15 protein-coding genes are annotated in these 14,192 nt (G+C 67.7%); 6 read left to right on the forward strand and 9 right to left on the reverse strand.

What is annotated here, in order from left to right; translation table 11 throughout:
• Positions 1-228: 228 nt before the first annotated feature.
• From ACOTSS_RS02885 to ACOTSS_RS02900, 4 genes are all read right to left on the reverse strand, one after another.
• Positions 229-900 (reverse strand): DJ-1/PfpI family protein, encoded by a 672-nt coding sequence (locus ACOTSS_RS02885; RefSeq protein ID WP_448690040.1) that lies wholly within the window; start codon positions 898-900, stop codon positions 229-231.
• Positions 897-1,103 carry a hypothetical protein gene (locus ACOTSS_RS02890; RefSeq protein ID WP_448690041.1) on the reverse strand — a complete coding sequence of 69 codons (207 nt, stop codon included), beginning with the start codon at positions 1,101-1,103 and terminating at the stop codon, positions 897-899. Before ACOTSS_RS02890 ends, ACOTSS_RS02885 begins: the two co-directional genes overlap by 4 nt.
• A gap of 84 nt (positions 1,104-1,187) precedes the next feature.
• Positions 1,188-1,484 (reverse strand): entericidin EcnAB, encoded by a 297-nt coding sequence (locus ACOTSS_RS02895; RefSeq protein WP_095388624.1) that lies wholly within the window; start codon positions 1,482-1,484, stop codon positions 1,188-1,190.
• 191 nt (positions 1,485-1,675) lie between these two features.
• Positions 1,676-2,005 (reverse strand): hypothetical protein, encoded by a 330-nt coding sequence (locus ACOTSS_RS02900; RefSeq protein ID WP_448690042.1) that lies wholly within the window; start codon positions 2,003-2,005, stop codon positions 1,676-1,678.
• Positions 2,006-2,243: 238 nt separating this feature from the next.
• Between ACOTSS_RS02900 and ACOTSS_RS02905 the strand changes: the two genes are divergently transcribed.
• The 6 genes from ACOTSS_RS02905 (at position 2,244) to ACOTSS_RS02930 (ending at position 9,547) form a co-directional block, all read left to right on the forward strand.
• Positions 2,244-3,236: an ArsR/SmtB family transcription factor gene (locus tag ACOTSS_RS02905; protein WP_448690043.1), complete on the forward strand. Its 993-nt coding sequence runs from the start codon at positions 2,244-2,246 to the stop codon at positions 3,234-3,236.
• Positions 3,233-4,174 carry a methylenetetrahydrofolate reductase gene (metF, locus tag ACOTSS_RS02910; protein ID WP_448690044.1) on the forward strand — a complete coding sequence of 314 codons (942 nt, stop codon included), beginning with the start codon at positions 3,233-3,235 and terminating at the stop codon, positions 4,172-4,174. Before ACOTSS_RS02905 ends, metF begins: the two co-directional genes overlap by 4 nt.
• A complete protein-coding gene (locus ACOTSS_RS02915) occupies positions 4,171-5,229 on the forward strand; it encodes a homocysteine S-methyltransferase family protein (protein WP_448690045.1) in 1,059 nt (352 codons plus the stop codon). The genes metF and ACOTSS_RS02915 overlap by 4 nt, the downstream gene beginning before the upstream one ends.
• Complete coding sequence (locus tag ACOTSS_RS02920) at positions 5,229-5,753, forward strand: N-acetyltransferase family protein (RefSeq protein ID WP_448690046.1); 525 nt, start codon at positions 5,229-5,231, stop codon at positions 5,751-5,753. Before ACOTSS_RS02915 ends, ACOTSS_RS02920 begins: the two co-directional genes overlap by 1 nt.
• Before the next feature lie 22 nt (positions 5,754-5,775).
• Complete coding sequence (gene metH, locus ACOTSS_RS02925) at positions 5,776-8,394, forward strand: methionine synthase (RefSeq protein ID WP_448690047.1); 2,619 nt, start codon at positions 5,776-5,778, stop codon at positions 8,392-8,394.
• Positions 8,395-8,593: 199 nt separating this feature from the next.
• Positions 8,594-9,547: a right-handed parallel beta-helix repeat-containing protein gene (locus tag ACOTSS_RS02930; RefSeq protein WP_448690048.1), complete on the forward strand. Its 954-nt coding sequence runs from the start codon at positions 8,594-8,596 to the stop codon at positions 9,545-9,547.
• A gap of 48 nt (positions 9,548-9,595) precedes the next feature.
• On the opposite strand, the gene ACOTSS_RS02935 is transcribed toward ACOTSS_RS02930, so the two are convergent.
• From ACOTSS_RS02935 to ACOTSS_RS02955, 5 genes are all read right to left on the reverse strand, one after another.
• Positions 9,596-10,102, reverse strand: coding sequence for a YbjN domain-containing protein (locus ACOTSS_RS02935; protein ID WP_448690049.1), 507 nt, complete (start codon positions 10,100-10,102; stop codon positions 9,596-9,598).
• A gap of 138 nt (positions 10,103-10,240) precedes the next feature.
• Positions 10,241-10,567, reverse strand: coding sequence for an accessory factor UbiK family protein (locus ACOTSS_RS02940; RefSeq protein WP_448690050.1), 327 nt, complete (start codon positions 10,565-10,567; stop codon positions 10,241-10,243).
• Positions 10,568-10,604: 37 nt separating this feature from the next.
• Entirely contained in the window at positions 10,605-11,156 is a 552-nt protein-coding gene (locus tag ACOTSS_RS02945) for a TspO/MBR family protein (RefSeq protein WP_448690051.1), read from the reverse strand.
• A gap of 61 nt (positions 11,157-11,217) precedes the next feature.
• Complete coding sequence (locus ACOTSS_RS02950; RefSeq protein ID WP_448690052.1) at positions 11,218-11,952, reverse strand: TlyA family RNA methyltransferase; 735 nt, start codon at positions 11,950-11,952, stop codon at positions 11,218-11,220.
• 115 nt (positions 11,953-12,067) lie between these two features.
• The gene (locus tag ACOTSS_RS02955) at positions 12,068-14,113 is read right to left on the reverse strand and encodes a protein-disulfide reductase DsbD family protein (protein ID WP_448690053.1); all 2,046 of its coding nucleotides are present in this window, start codon (positions 14,111-14,113) and stop codon (positions 12,068-12,070) included.
• Between the last annotated feature and the right edge of the window lie 79 nt (positions 14,114-14,192).

The raw sequence follows: 14,192 nt of genomic DNA on the forward strand, positions 1-14,192 counted from the left end.
CGTGAGGGTGGGTCTGCTAACGGCCGGTAGCGGCCATAGGCAGAGAGAAAGCCCCTCCCCTTCAGGGGAGGGGGTGGGGTCTATCGGCCTTGCGCAAGGCCGATAGACCCCACCCCACTACGACTAGGCAGCAAGCTGCCAAGTCTGCGTTGCCCCTCCCCTGAAGGGGAGGGGCTTATCGGATGCAACGTCAGCTCCCCACACCAAAGCCGACGCACACTCGACCCCTCAGCCCCGCAGCGCCGCCTCCATCCGCGCCGCCGCCGCGTCATAGACTCGCGCTTTCAACCCTTCGGTCACCGCTACCGGCGCGCGGTCGGGGTGGCCGCCGGCGAAGGGCGGGGCGGGGTCGTATTCGATCGCAAGCTGGATTGCCTGGGCGACCGCGTCGCCGCGGAGCCGGGCGATCAGGGTGAGCGCGAAGTCGAGTCCCGAGGTCACGCCGCCGGCGGTCACCAGATTGCCGTCCTCGACGACCCGGTCGGGAGCGGGCTCGGCGCCGACCAGCGGCAGCAAATGGGTGTAGGCCCAGTGCGTCGTCGCGCGCTTGTCCCGAAGCAGCCCGGCGCGGCCGAGCAGAAAGGCGCCGGTGCACACGCTCGTCACCCAGCGTGCGCCCGCGGCCTGGCGGGCGATGAAATCGATCGTTGCGGCATCGCCGAGCGCGTCGGCGACGCCGTGCCCGCCGGGGATGCACAATATGTCGGCTTGCGGTGCATGGCCGAAATCATGCGTCGGCACGATCGCGAAGCCGCTGTCGGTCGCGATCGGGTCGAGGTTCGCCGCCACGCCCGCCAGCCGTGCGCCTGGCATGCGGCTCAGCGCCTGCGCCGGCGCCGTGAAGTCCAGCTGGGTGATGCCGGGGAACAGCAGAAAGACGATGGTGATGGGGTCCGTCACCGGGGCGGCTCCTCGACGGGCTTGGCCGCATCGGATGGCGGCGGACTATCGCGACTTTCGAGCATCTCCGCCGCCTGGTCGAGCGCCTTCGCCTCGCTGACCGTCACGCCGCCGGGGCCGGGCTCGTTGTCGGTGCGGCTGCATCCTGTTGCCGCCGCGAGCGCGGCCGCCAGCAGGGCCGTGCGCCATATCCGTATCGCCATCGCTCGCCTCTCACGAAAAAGGGCTCCATTCGCGTGGAATGGAGCCCCTGTTTTCCGACTGCGCGCCGCGGCGCGCAAGCCCGATTACTGCTTGTCGTTGGCTTCCGCCTTCGCGGTCTCTTCCTTGACCTTGTCGCCGGCGGTCGCGGCGGCGTCGCCAGCGGCGTTCACCGCGCCTTCGACGGCGTTGCCCGCGTCCTTCGCAGCGTCGGCGGTTGCGTCGGCGGCATCGGCAGCGCCTTCGGCGACCGCATCGCCCGCGGCGGCGGCATCGTCAGCGACGGCAGCGCCGGCTTCCGAGGTTTCCTGCTGCGCCTTCTCCGAGCAAGCGGCGAGGCTGAAGGCCGCGGCGGCCATCGAGACGATGATGAACTTGCGCATGGTAATTCCTTTCGAATGGCTTGGCGATCCGGTTCCGTCCGCCAAGCGCGAAGACCTAACCCCAGATGAACTCCTTGGCAACTATGTAGCGCCGATCGCGCTTCTTGTTGCTTGTTCCGGAATGAAAAAAGGGGCCGCCGAACCTTGCCGGCGACCCCCTTTTCTGTTCGGCTCGAACGCCGGAAAGAAGCTTACTTCTTGGCTTCTTCCATCGCGCCCTTGGCCGCGTCGGTCGCTTCCTTGGCGGCGTCGGCGGCTTCGGTGGCCTTGTCGGTTGCGGCGGCGGTGTCGCCGGCCGCGGCAGCGTTGGCGGCGTCGCCAGCCGCATCGGCGGCGGTGCCGGCGGCGGCGGCGGCGTCGGTCGCGCCTTCGGCGGCGTTCATCGCGCCGTCAGCGGCGCCTTCCATGGTCGCCGTGGTGTCGTCGGCGGTCGCCGCCGCATCGTCGGCAGCCTTTTCACCGCAAGCGGCGAGGCCGAGCGACGCAGCCAGGACGAGCGACAGAGTGATCGATTTCTTCATTTGGGCATATCCCTCTCGATTGAACTGATCGACCGGCATTCGGACGCGAACCCTTTCGCCCCGGCACATTGCCAATCGCGCTTAGAGCTACAATCTCGCCAAATAGCGTGCAACGACCTTTTTGGAGCCGGCGCGCCCTATTCGTCGCATCGCGCGTCGCGTTGCCCGTGCAAGCGGCAGGAAAAGGCGGGCCCTTGTCCGGTTGACCGGATATAAAGAAAGCTTTATATGTAGGTTCATGACCGAGCTGCTCGACATTTTCCGCGCTCTGGCCGATCCGACGCGTCTGCGGATCGTCGCCTTGCTGCGCGAGATGGAGCTGGCGATCGGCGAATTGGCGGTCGTGCTCGAGCAGAGCCAGCCGCGCGTATCGCGCCACGTCCGCATCCTCGCCGACGCCGGAATCGTCGAGCGTCGGCGCGAGGGGAGCTGGGTTTTCCTGCGCATCGTCGAGGAGGGGCCGGTGAGCGACATCATCGCGCGCGCCGACGAGTGGCCCTTTTCGGCGCGCGAGGCGCTGGTGGTCGCGCACGATGCGCACCGGCTCGCGGCGGTGCGAACCGACCGCGTCGCCGCCGCCGAGCGCTATTTTGCCGAGCATGCCGCCGAATGGGACGCGATCCGGTCGCGCCACGTCGCCGAGAGCGAGGTCGAGGCGGCGATGCTCGCGATGGTTGCGGGGCGCCGGCTCGGGCACCTGCTCGATATCGGCACGGGCACCGGGCGCATGGCCGAAATCTTCGCGCCGACGGTGCGCCGCATCACCGCGCTCGACCGCAGCCCCGACATGCTGCGCATCGCGCGGGCGAAGCTCGCCGGCCAGCCGGTGCCGATCGACCTCGTCCAGGGCGACTTCCTGAACCTGCCGGTCGAGGACGCGAGCATCGACAGCATCGTCATCCATCAGGCGCTCCATTTCGCGCACGAACCCGACCGCGTCATCGCCGAGGCGGGCCGGGTGCTGCGTGGCGGCGGACACCTGCTCGTCGTCGATTTCGCGCCGCACGAGGATGAGGAACTGCGCACGCTCGCGGCGCACGCGCGCCTCGGCTTTTCGGACGCGCAGATCCGCGGCTGGTTCGCCTCGTCGGGCCTGCTGCTCGAAACCACCCAGACGCTCGAAGGCGGGGAGCTGGCCGTGAAGCTCTGGCTCGGCCGCCGGCGCAGCGACGAGGATCAACCGCCGGTCGCCCGCGAAGGCGACGGCCCGCGTAAAAGGCTTGCGGCATGACATCGCCCCTCAATTCTATCGCAGAGGCGCGCCGCGCCGCCGCATCGCCGCTGTTCGCCGATCTTGCGGGCGACATCGGCGTCAGCTTCGAATTCTTCCCGCCCAAGAGCGAGAAGATGGAAGCGCAGCTGTGGGACACGTTCCGCACGCTGGAGCCGCTCGGCCCGAGCTTCGTCTCGGTCACCTATGGCGCGGGCGGGTCGACGCGCGAGCGCACCCACGCGACCGTCGCGCGCATCGCGGCGGAGAGCGCGGTGCCGCCCGCGGCGCACCTGACCTGCGTCGAGGCCTCGAAGGAGGAGATCGACGCGGTCGCGCGCGCCTATTGGGACGCCGGGGTGCGCCATATCGTCGCGCTGCGCGGCGACGTTCCGGGTGGCGAGCCCTATCGCGCGCACGCGCAAGGCTATGCCAATGCCGCCGAACTGGTCGCGGGGCTCAAGGCTATCGCGCCGTTCGACATTTCGGTCGCCGCCTATCCCGAGGTCCATCCCGATTCCGATTGCCCGCAGGCCGACCTCGACAATCTGAAGCGCAAGCTCGATGCGGGCGCGACGCGCGCGATCACGCAATTCTTCTTCTCGCCCGACGCCTTCCTGCGCTTTCGCGATGCCGCCGCCGCGGCGGGTATCGACGCGCCGATCCTTCCCGGCATCCTGCCGGTGTCGAACGTGTCGCAGACGCGGCGCATGGCCGATATGTGCGGCGCGGCGATCCCGTCGTGGATGGTGTCGCTGTTCGAGGGGCTCGACGACCTGCCCGCGGCGCGCCAGCTCGTCGCCGCGACGATCGCCGCCGAAATGTGTCGCCGCCTCTATGCGGGCGGGGTGCGCGATTTCCACTTCTACACGCTCAACCGGGCGGAGCTGAGCTACGCCATTTGCCATCTGCTCGGCCTGCGTCCGGCCGCAGCCCCCGCGAAGGAACAAGCCGCATGACGACCAGCGCCCGCGAAGCCCTGCAGGTTGCCGCGAAGGAGCGTATCCTCCTCACCGACGGCGGCTGGGGCACGCAGATCCAGCTCCGCAAGCTCGGCGAGGCCGATTATGCGGGAAGCCTTGGGCTGTCCCACGACCAGAAGGGCAACAACGATATCCTCGCGCTGACCCGCCCCGACGTGGTCGCGGCGATTGGCGAAGCCTATCTCGCGGCGGGCTCCGACATCGTATCGACCAACACTTTCAGCGCCAACCGGATCAGCCAGGCCGACTATGGCGCCGAGGCGCTGGTCGCCGACATCAACCATGAAAGCGCACGGCTCGGGCGCGAGGCGGCCGACAAGTTTCAGGCGCGGGACGGCCGCCGCCGTTTCGTTGCCGGCGCGGTCGGGCCGACGAACAAGACGCTGTCGCTGTCGCCCGACGTCAATAACCCCGGCTATCGCGAGATCGACTTCGACGAATTGAAGGACGTCTATCTCGACCAGGTGGTCGCGCTCGCCGAGGGCGGCGCCGATTTCATCCTGATCGAGACGATCTTCGACACGTTGAACGCCAAAGCCGGAATCGCCGCCACGCTCGAAGCCGAGGCCAAGGTGGGGCGCGAACTGCCGCTGATGATCTCGATGACGCTCACCGACCTGTCGGGCCGCAACCTGTCGGGTCATACGGTCGAGGCCTTCTGGTACGCGGTGCGCCACGCACGGCCGCTGACCGTCGGGCTCAACTGCTCGTTCGGCGCGGCGCAGCTGCGCCCGCACGTCCGCGTTCTCTCCGACCTCGCCGACACGCTGGTGATGGTCTATCCGAACGCAGGGCTGCCCAACGAGCTCGGCGAATATGACGAGATGCCGGACACGACCGCCGGGCTGGTGCGCGAATGGGCCGAGCATGGCCAGGTCAATATCCTCGGCGGCTGCTGCGGTTCGACGCCGGCGCACATCGCCGCGATGGCGAAGGCGGTCGAGGGTCTTGCGCCGCGCTATGTCCCCGACGTGCCGGTGCGCACGCGGCTGGCCGGGCTCGAACCCTTCACCATGGCGGCCGCGTCCTGATGGACGACGGACCAACATGGACGATCCGCGAGGCCGGAGAGGATGACGCCGCCGCGCTCGCGCTGATCGGTGCGGCGACCTTCCTCGAAACCTTCGCCGGCATTCTCGACGGCGCGGCGATCGTCGCGCATTGCGCCGCGCAGCATGAAGCGGGCGCCTATCGCGCCCGGCTGGCGTCGGGCGCGCGGGCGTGGCTCGCCGAGGCGCAGCCCGGTGGCGCGCCGATCGGCTTCGCGCTCGTCGGCAAGCCCGACCTCGACGCGGCGGAGGAGGGCGATATCGAGCTCAAGCGCATCTATTCGCTGTCGCGCTTCCACGGCAGCGGCCTCGGCGCCGCGCTGATGCGGGAGGCGGTCGCGGCGGCCGATGGTCATCGCCGCCTGCTCCTCGGCGTCTATGCCCGCAACGAACGCGCGCTCGCCTTCTACCGCAAGCAGGGCTTCGCCGACATCGGAACGCGCCGCTTCAACGTCGGGGGCAAGCTCTACGACGACCGCGTCCTCGCCCGCCCGCTTGCTGTCTAATATTCATATTCAGGATTACCCCATGACAACCGCCGCCTCCTCCAGTTTCGTCAACATCGGCGAGCGCACCAACGTCACCGGATCGGCGGCGTTCAAGAAGCTGATCCTCGCCGACGATTTCACCGCCGCGGTCGAGGTCGCGCGCCAGCAGGTCGAGAATGGCGCGCAGGTCATCGACGTGAACATGGACGAAGGGCTGCTCGACGCCGAGCGCGCGATGACCACCTTCCTGAAGCTGATCGCCGCCGAGCCCGACATCGCGCGGGTGCCGGTGATGATCGACTCGTCGAAATGGGACGTGATCGAGGCCGGCCTCAAATGCGTGCCCGGCAAGCCGATCGTCAATTCGATCAGCATGAAGGAGGGCGAAGAGCCCTTTCTCGCGCACGCCCGTAAGTGCATGGCCTATGGCGCTGCGGTCGTCGTGATGGCGTTCGACGAGGTCGGGCAGGCCGACACGAAAGCGCGCAAGATCGAGATTTGCGAACGCGCCTACAAGCTGCTCACCGGCATCGGCTTCCCGCCCGAGGACATCATCTTCGATCCCAATATCTTCGCCATCGCGACGGGGCTCGAGGAACATGACAATTATGCGGTCGACTTCATCGAGGCGGTGAAGGAAATCCGCGTCCGCTGTCCGCACGCGCATTTCTCGGGCGGCCTCTCCAACCTGTCGTTCGGCTTTCGCGGCAACGAAGTCGTGCGCCGCGCGATGCACAGCGTGTTCCTCTATTATGCGATCCCCGCCGGGCTCGATATGGCGATCGTCAATGCAGGCCAGCTCGACGTCTACGACACGATCGATCCCGAGCTGCGGAACGCCTGCGAGGACGTCATCCTCAACCGCAAGGTCGAGGGCGAGGCGGAAAGCCCGACCGAACGGCTGATCGCGCTCGCCGAACGCTACAAGGGCAAGGACGCCGCGCAGGAAAAGGCGGCCGAGGAATGGCGCGGCTGGGAGGTGCGCAAGCGGCTCGAACATGCGCTGGTCAAGGGCATCGACGCGCATATCGTCGCGGACACCGAGGAAATGCGCCTCGCGATGGACCGCCCGATCGAGGTCATCGAAGGCCCGCTGATGGACGGGATGAACGTCGTCGGCGACCTGTTCGGCTCGGGCAAGATGTTCCTGCCGCAGGTGGTGAAATCGGCGCGCGTGATGAAGAAGGCGGTCGCGCACCTGCTCCCCTTCATCGAGGCGGCGAAGGAGCCCGGCGCGAAGGGCAAGGGCAAGGTCGTGATGGCGACGGTCAAGGGCGACGTCCACGACATCGGCAAGAATATCGTCGGCGTCGTGCTCCAGTGCAACGGCTTCGAGATCGTCGACCTCGGCGTGATGGTGCCCTGGTCGAAAATCCTCGAGGCGGCGAACGAGAATGACGCCGACATGATCGGCCTCAGTGGCCTGATCACCCCGTCGCTCGACGAGATGGTGACCGTCGCCGAGGAAATGCAGCGCGCGGGCATGACGATGCCGCTGTTGATCGGCGGCGCGACGACGTCGCGGGTCCACACCGCGCTGCGCATCGACCCGGCCTATGCAGGTCCGGTGCTCCATGTCCTCGACGCGAGCCGCGCGGTCGGCGTCGCGACCGCGCTGGTCAGCGACACAGGATTCGAGGCCTTCGTCGGCGGCTACAAGCAGGATTATGAGCATATCCGCGAGGTGCGCGCGAACAAGGGGCAGAGCGCGCTCGTCCCCATTGCCGACGCGCGCGCCAACGGCTTCGCGATCGACGAGCATATCCGGCCCTTTCCGCCCGAAAAACCGGGGGTGCACGCATTCGACAATTGGGACCTCGCCGAGCTTGCCGAATGGTTCGACTGGACGCCCTTCTTCCGCGCGTGGGAGCTTGCGGGCGTCTATCCCGCGATCCTCGACGACGAGATCGTCGGGGAGAGCGCGCGCAACCTGTTCGCCGACGCGCGCGCGATGCTCGACACGATCATCGCCGAGGGCTGGCTTCACGCGCGCGGCGTCGCGGGGCTGTGGCCGTGCCGGCGCGAGGGCGACGACGTCATCATCCATCTGGAGGAAGAGGAGCGGCATGTCCGCGTCCCCTTCCTGCGCCAGCAGATCGCCAAGCGCGAGGGGCGCCCCAACATGTGCCTCGCCGATTTCATCAGCCCCGATGGCGACTGGATCGGGGGCTTTTCGGTCGCGATCCATGGCATCGAGCCGCATCTCGCGCGCTTCAAGGCGGCGCACGACGATTATAGCGACATCCTGTTGAAAGCGCTCGCCGATCGCTTCGCCGAAGCCTTCGCCGAGCGGCTCCACGCGCATGTCCGCACCCAATTGTGGGGTTATGCGCCGGGCGAGCAATTGACGCCCGAGGCGATCATCAAGGAGGAATATCGCGGCATCCGTCCCGCGCCCGGCTATCCGGCGTGCCCCGACCACAGCCTGAAGCCGATCCTGTTCGAGCTGCTCGACGCGGGCGCCAATTCGGGCGCGACGCTCACCGATCATTTCGCGATGCTGCCGACGGCGGCCGTGTCGGGCTTTTATTTCGGCCATCCCGACGCGAGCTATTTCGGGGTCGCGCGGATCGGCGAGGACCAGCTTGCCGATTATGCCGAGCGGCGCGGGGTCGACCTCGCGACCGCGACGCGCTGGCTTCGGCCGAACCTCGATTGATCTTGTCCCTTTGAGTGTCCCCGCGCAGGCGGGGACCCCGGGCGTCCGAACACCGGCGTTTGCTTGGAGGGCGCCCTGGGCCCCCGCTTTCGCGGGGGAACGGCAAGATTTGGGCCGGAGCTTGTCCGATAACGATACAGCCCCCGGATTAACCAGCATTGCAAACGACTGGCCCCGCGAGATTGGCTATAAGTCGTTCATGGCAAAATCGCTCTTTCGCCGGCCGCTGCTGCCGCTCTTCGCCCTTCCGCTCCTGCTCGCGCCGGTGCCGTCGCCCGCGCAGTCGGGTAGTGCGCCCTACAGTGTTGACGGCAGGGGCTTTTCGCGGCTGCAGGATGCGGTCGACGCGCTCGGCGGGGGCGAGGGGACGATCCGCATCGCGCCCGGCTATCACCGCGACTGCGCGGTGCAGACCGCGGGGCGCATCGCCTTCGTCGCCGCCGAACCGGGCCGTGCGATCTTCGACGGCGTGACCTGCGAGGGCAAGGCGGCGCTGGTGTTGCGCGGCGCGGGCGCGCGGGTCGACGGCATCGTTTTCCAGAACATGCGCGTCCCCGACGGCAACGGTGCGGGCATCCGGCTCGAAAAGAGCGATCTCGAGGTCGTGAACAGCCTGTTTCGGGCCAGCGAGCAGGGCATCTTGACCGCCGACGACCCGCAGGCGGCGCTGACGATCGACCGCTCGACCTTCTCGCGCCTCGGCCGCTGCGACCGCGGGCTGAGCTGCGCGCATAGCGTCTATACCGGCACCTACGGCCAGGTCACCGTGACCCACAGCCGCTTCGAAAAGGGCAGCGGCGGCCATTATCTGAAGACGCACGCGGTCCGCGTCGACGTCAGCGACAACAGCTTCGACGACACGCAGGGCCAGGCGACCAATTACATGATCGACCTGCCGTCGGGATCGACCGGGCGGATCGCGAACAATCTGTTCGTGCAGGGAAGCGACAAGGAAAATCATTCGGCCTTCATCGCGGTCGCGGCCGAGAGGCGCGACAATTCCTCGCGCGGCCTCGCCATCGCGGGCAATCGCGCGCGCCTGTCCGAAGGGGTGAGCTGGCCGTCGGTGTTCGTCGCCGACTGGAGCGGCGAGCCGCTGGCGATCGGCGCCAACGAGCTGGGACCGCGGCTGACGAAGTTCGAGAGGCGCTAGCTTTTCGGTCCCGTCATTGATTCAGACCGCGTCGGAGCAAAAAAAGGCTCAAGCCTCGCCGCGCGTTTCGATCAGCGAGGCCGCCAGCGCCTCGGCAGGCGACTTGCCGCCCCACAGCACGAACTGGAACACGGGATAGAAGCGCTCGCATTCGTCGATCGCGCTTTCGACCAGGGTTTCGGTGAGGTCGAGCGGCAGCGCGGCGTTGGTGCCGATCAGCATGCCGTGGCGGAACAATATCGTGCCGCTGTTCGACCACAGCTCGAAATGGCCGAGCCACAATTGCTCGTTGATCAGCGCCAGCGCCTCGTGCGCGACGGCGCGCTTGTCCTCGACGACGCGGATGTCGGGAAAGGCGAGCAACTGGATGACGCCATCGTCGGCGCGCCACACCGCGCGCAGTTCGTAGGTCGTCCAGCTCCCCTGCGCGGTCGCGACGATCTCGTCCTCGCCGACCATCTCGTGCGGCCAGTCGTGCGCGGCGAAATAGGACGCCAGCATCTCCATCGGCGCCGCTTCCTGGCCGTCGTCATCGTCGTAGATATCGTCGCTCATGACCATCGCCCTAGACGTTCTTGCAGTCGCACGCGAGTCTGCAAACGGCCCCATCGATCGTCATCCCGGCGGAGGCCGGGATCTCAAATGGGGCGTCCGGACGCCAGGTCGAGACCCCGGCCTTCGCCGGGGTGACGATCATTTTTTTGGGGCGGCTTTGGGTTTCGTCGCTGCCTTCGACGCCGTCGCGGGTTTTGCTGCCGCCTTCGGTGCCGCAGCGGGCTTCGCCGCGCCCTCCAGCTTGTCGAGCCGCGCCTTCAGCGCCTCGGCCTCGGCGCGCGCCTTCGCGGCCATTTCCTTCACCGCCTCGAATTCCTCGCGGCTGACGAAGTCCATGCGGCCGATCCATTCCTTCGCGCGCTCGCGCATCGCCGCTTCGGCCTCGCGGCCGGCGCCGGCGACGGTCCCGGCGATGCCGTTCACCATCTTGGCGAAGTCGTCGAAAATCCGGTTCTCGCTTTGCATGTCAAAAATTCCTTTGTGGGGGAGTGCCCCCTTGCCGTCACCCTATCTGGGTGCTCGCGGCGGCGGGGACAAGGGTTTCGGCATCGGGATTGCGCTGGTCGATCTGGAAATTCAGGATCGCGGCGAAACAGAGCCACGCCATATAGGGAACGAGCAGCCATGCCGCCGCCTTGCGAATGGGCGAGAAGGCGAAGGCGGTCGCGACCGTCACCATCAGGATGAAGATGATCAGGTAGAGCGCGGTCGTCACCTGATGCGCGCCGAAGAAGAGCGGCGACCAGGCGAGGTTCGCGGCGAGCTGGACGAAGAAGAGCAGCAGCGCGAAGCCGCGCCCCTTGGCGCCGCGCGCATGGAGCACCATCGCGAGCGACAGGCCGAGGCAGACGTAGAGAGCGGGCCAGACGGTCGCGAACACCCATCCCGGCGGGGTGATCGCGGGCAGGTCGAGCGCGGCGAACCAGCGATTGCCATAGCCGCTGTTCGAGAGCAGCCCCGACAGGCTGCCGATCAACACGATCGCCGGAACCGTTACCATCGCCCAGCGCCAATAGGACATGCGAAGCTGCCCCGGAGTGGCCAATTCGGTCATGCACACGCCCCCTTGCGCAAAATTCGGTCGTGCAAGGGTTTTGCGGCCCGCAGCGCCCGCGTCAACGCTTTTGGGCGGCGATCAGAAATTCGACATTGCCCTCGGGTCCGGTGATCGGGCTTTCGACCAGATCGGCGACCGGCCAGCCTTCGCCCTCCAGCCACGCCCGGACCTCGCCGCAAACGCGCGCGTGGACCGCGGCGTCGCGCACCACGCCCTTCTTGCCGACCTCGTGCCGCTCGGCCTCGAACTGCGGCTTGATCAGCGCGACCAGCCGCGCGCCGCCGCGCGCGAAGGACATCGGCACCGGCAGAACCTTCGACAGGGCGATGAAGCTCGCGTCGCAGACGATCAGGTCGACCGGCTCGGGAATGTGGCCGGCGGTCAGGATGCGCGCGCTCGTCTGTTCGTGGACGATGACGCGATCGTCCTGCCGCAGCTTCCACGCGAGCTGGTTGGTGCCCGAATCGACTGCATAGACGCGCGCCGCGCCGCGGCTCAGCAGCACGTCGGTAAAGCCCCCGGTCGACGACCCCACGTCGATCGCGACCGTGCCCGCGACGTCCCAGCCGAGATGCGCGAGCGCGTGGTCGAGCTTGATCCCGCCACGCGACACCCACGGGTGGTCGCGGCCCTTGACGCTGATGTCGGCATCATCGGCGATCTGCTGCCCCGCCTTGTCGATCTTGCGGTCGCCGACGAAGGCGAGCCCCGCGAGGATCAGTGCCTGCGCCCGCGTCCGGCTTTCGGCGAGCCCACGGTCGACGAGCAGCTGATCAGCGCGCTGCTTGGCCATCATGCATTCTCCGTCATTGCGAGGAGCGCAGCGACGAAGCAATCTCCAGCTATCGGCAAGGCGGTGCGACGGCTGGAGATTGCTTCGCTTCGCTCGCAATGACGATGAGGAAAAATCATTGCGCGCCTGCCTGCTCAATCAGCGTGCCGGAGGTCAGGATCTGCGGAAGGATGACGGGTGCTTCGGCGCCCGGCGCATACCAGAGGTAGAGCGGCACGCTGTTGCGCCCATGTTCGGCGAGGGTCCGCGTGATGACGGGATCGCCGTTCGTCCAGTCGCCGACGAGGGTGATGACGCCCTTGTCGCGGAACGCCTCCTGCACCGCCGCGCGATCGATCGCGCCCGCCTCGTTCGCCTTGCACGACAGGCACCAGTCGGCGGTGAAATAGACGAAGACGGGTTTGCCGGTCGCGCGCGCCTTGGCGAGCGCGGCGGGGGAGAAATTGGCCCCCACGGTCGCCGGTGCGGTCCTTTCGTTCTGGACTATCAAGAGGGTCGACACGGTCAGGTTCCCGACAAAAAGGATAGCAAAAACCCAAATCGCCGTCGCTGACCGCGCTTTCCCCTTCTGCTTCTGACCCCAGGCTTCGAGCAAGCTGATGAGCGTCAATAAAACGAGGAAGAGGCTTACCCATTGGCTCTCCCCCACCTGCCGCCACAAGAGCCAGGCGAGCCCAAGCGCGGTCAGTCCCATCGGCAGCGCCATCCACTTGCGAAACTTCGCCATCCACGGCCCCGGTTTAGGCAGGCGGTTGCGTAGCGCAGGGATGAAGCCGATCGCGAGGAAGGGAAGGGCGAGCCCCAGCCCCAGCCCGCCGAAGACAGGCAGCGCCGCCCAGGCCGGCAGCACCAACGTCGCGCCGAGCGCCGCGCCCAGCAAAGGCCCGCTGCACGGCGTCGCGACGAAGGCGGCGAGGGCGCCGGTCCAGAAACCGCCCGCCGCGCCGCCCTGGCTCGCGAGTTTCTGCCCGCCGCCGAACGACGGCAGCTCATAGGTGCCGAACAGGTTGAGCGTGATGGCGACGGCGAGCAGCAGCAGGATCAGCACGCTCACGGGATGCTGAAGCTGGAACGCCCAGCCGACCTGCTCGCCCGCCGCGCGCAGGCCCAGGAGAATCCCCCCGAGCGCCAGGCAGACGAGGACCGCGCCCGCGGTATAGGCGAGCGCCTCGACCTCGGCCGTGCGCGCCTCGCCCCCCGACCGCGCGAGGCTCAGCGCCTTCAGGCTCAGGATCGGAAAGACGCACGGCATCAGGTTGAGGATCAGCCCGCCGAGGATCGCGCCGCCGAGCGCCGCCCAGAACAGGCCGATATCGACCGCGTTGGGCGCCGCGGCGATCGGGTCGCCGGCGCGGCGGACCGCGGCGGGCTCGAAACGAACCGTCAGCCCGCGTCCGTCCGACAGCTTGAGCAGCCCCTCGGCGGTCCCGGTCGCATCGCCCTTGCCGCGCGTTTCGATGATGATCCAGTCGCCGTTGCGACTGAAACTTTGCGGGGCGGGATAGTCGACGAGATTCTGCGTTTCGAGAAAGAGATGAGGCTCGCTCAGCATCGTCCCTTCGGGAAGCGGCACACCGAAGCGTATCGTTGCACCCTTGCGTTCCCACGCCCCCGCGCGGTCGAGCGGCTGCGGCAGCCTGGCGCGCCAAGCATCGAACCTGTTGCGTGAGGTCGCAGCTATCGTCCCGTCGCCCGCTTTCAGCGCGACGGCGATCACCGCCTTTTCAGGTACGCACACCTTGTCGGTGCAGGCGAGCCAGTTGGCGACGCCCGACAGCGTCAGGTCGGTTCCCGGCGCGACGCTCTTGTCGATGCGAACATCGGCAATCAGCGCATAGGGATGCTCATAGACATGGTTCATCATGCCGAAGAGGATCAGCGCGTCGGGGACGGGGTAGCGAAAGGCGCCGACCGTCACCCCCTCCGGCGCGTTCCATTCGACCTGCAGGCCGAAGCCGGCGTCGCCGCCGTTCGACCAATAGCCGTGCCAGCCCTTGTCGGGGGCCATGGTCAGCGCGACCGCAGTCGATCCGCCCGGCGCGGGCGCGGGCGATTCGGCGACGAGTTTCGGCTGGATATGCGTGGGCTGTGCGGCGGCGGGGGCGAGCGCGAGCAGCGCGAGCGTCACCAGGGCGAGCACCGCGCGCCACGCCGCTGTCATAAAGTCGTCCCTCAGCCGATCCATGCCCATCCCGCACCTGTCCGTCGTTCGAGGCTTGCCATATAGGCGGCTTTGGCCG

It is taken from the genome of Sphingopyxis sp. NJF-3, from assembly GCF_053514865.1.

Excerpts from the sequence above, each read along its gene's own strand:
- ACOTSS_RS02920 (WP_448690046.1), top strand. The coding sequence starts at position 5,229 with ATGGACGACGGACCAACATGGACGATCCGCGAGGCCGGAGAGGATGAC.
- ACOTSS_RS02895 (WP_095388624.1), bottom strand. The coding sequence starts at position 1,484 with ATGCGCAAGTTCATCATCGTCTCGATGGCCGCCGCGGCCTTCAGCCTC.
- ACOTSS_RS02945 (WP_448690051.1), bottom strand. The coding sequence starts at position 11,156 with ATGACCGAATTGGCCACTCCGGGGCAGCTTCGCATGTCCTATTGGCGC.
- ACOTSS_RS02940 (WP_448690050.1), bottom strand. The coding sequence starts at position 10,567 with ATGCAAAGCGAGAACCGGATTTTCGACGACTTCGCCAAGATGGTGAAC.
- ACOTSS_RS02955 (WP_448690053.1), bottom strand. The coding sequence starts at position 14,113 with ATGACAGCGGCGTGGCGCGCGGTGCTCGCCCTGGTGACGCTCGCGCTG.
- ACOTSS_RS02935 (WP_448690049.1), bottom strand. The coding sequence starts at position 10,102 with ATGAGCGACGATATCTACGACGATGACGACGGCCAGGAAGCGGCGCCG.
- metH (WP_448690047.1), top strand. The coding sequence starts at position 5,776 with ATGACAACCGCCGCCTCCTCCAGTTTCGTCAACATCGGCGAGCGCACC.
- metF (WP_448690044.1), top strand. The coding sequence starts at position 3,233 with ATGACATCGCCCCTCAATTCTATCGCAGAGGCGCGCCGCGCCGCCGCA.
- ACOTSS_RS02905 (WP_448690043.1), top strand. The coding sequence starts at position 2,244 with ATGACCGAGCTGCTCGACATTTTCCGCGCTCTGGCCGATCCGACGCGT.
- ACOTSS_RS02915 (WP_448690045.1), top strand. The coding sequence starts at position 4,171 with ATGACGACCAGCGCCCGCGAAGCCCTGCAGGTTGCCGCGAAGGAGCGT.
- ACOTSS_RS02930 (WP_448690048.1), top strand. The coding sequence starts at position 8,594 with ATGGCAAAATCGCTCTTTCGCCGGCCGCTGCTGCCGCTCTTCGCCCTT.
- ACOTSS_RS02890 (WP_448690041.1), bottom strand. The coding sequence starts at position 1,103 with ATGGCGATACGGATATGGCGCACGGCCCTGCTGGCGGCCGCGCTCGCG.
- ACOTSS_RS02900 (WP_448690042.1), bottom strand. The coding sequence starts at position 2,005 with ATGAAGAAATCGATCACTCTGTCGCTCGTCCTGGCTGCGTCGCTCGGC.
- ACOTSS_RS02950 (WP_448690052.1), bottom strand. The coding sequence starts at position 11,952 with ATGGCCAAGCAGCGCGCTGATCAGCTGCTCGTCGACCGTGGGCTCGCC.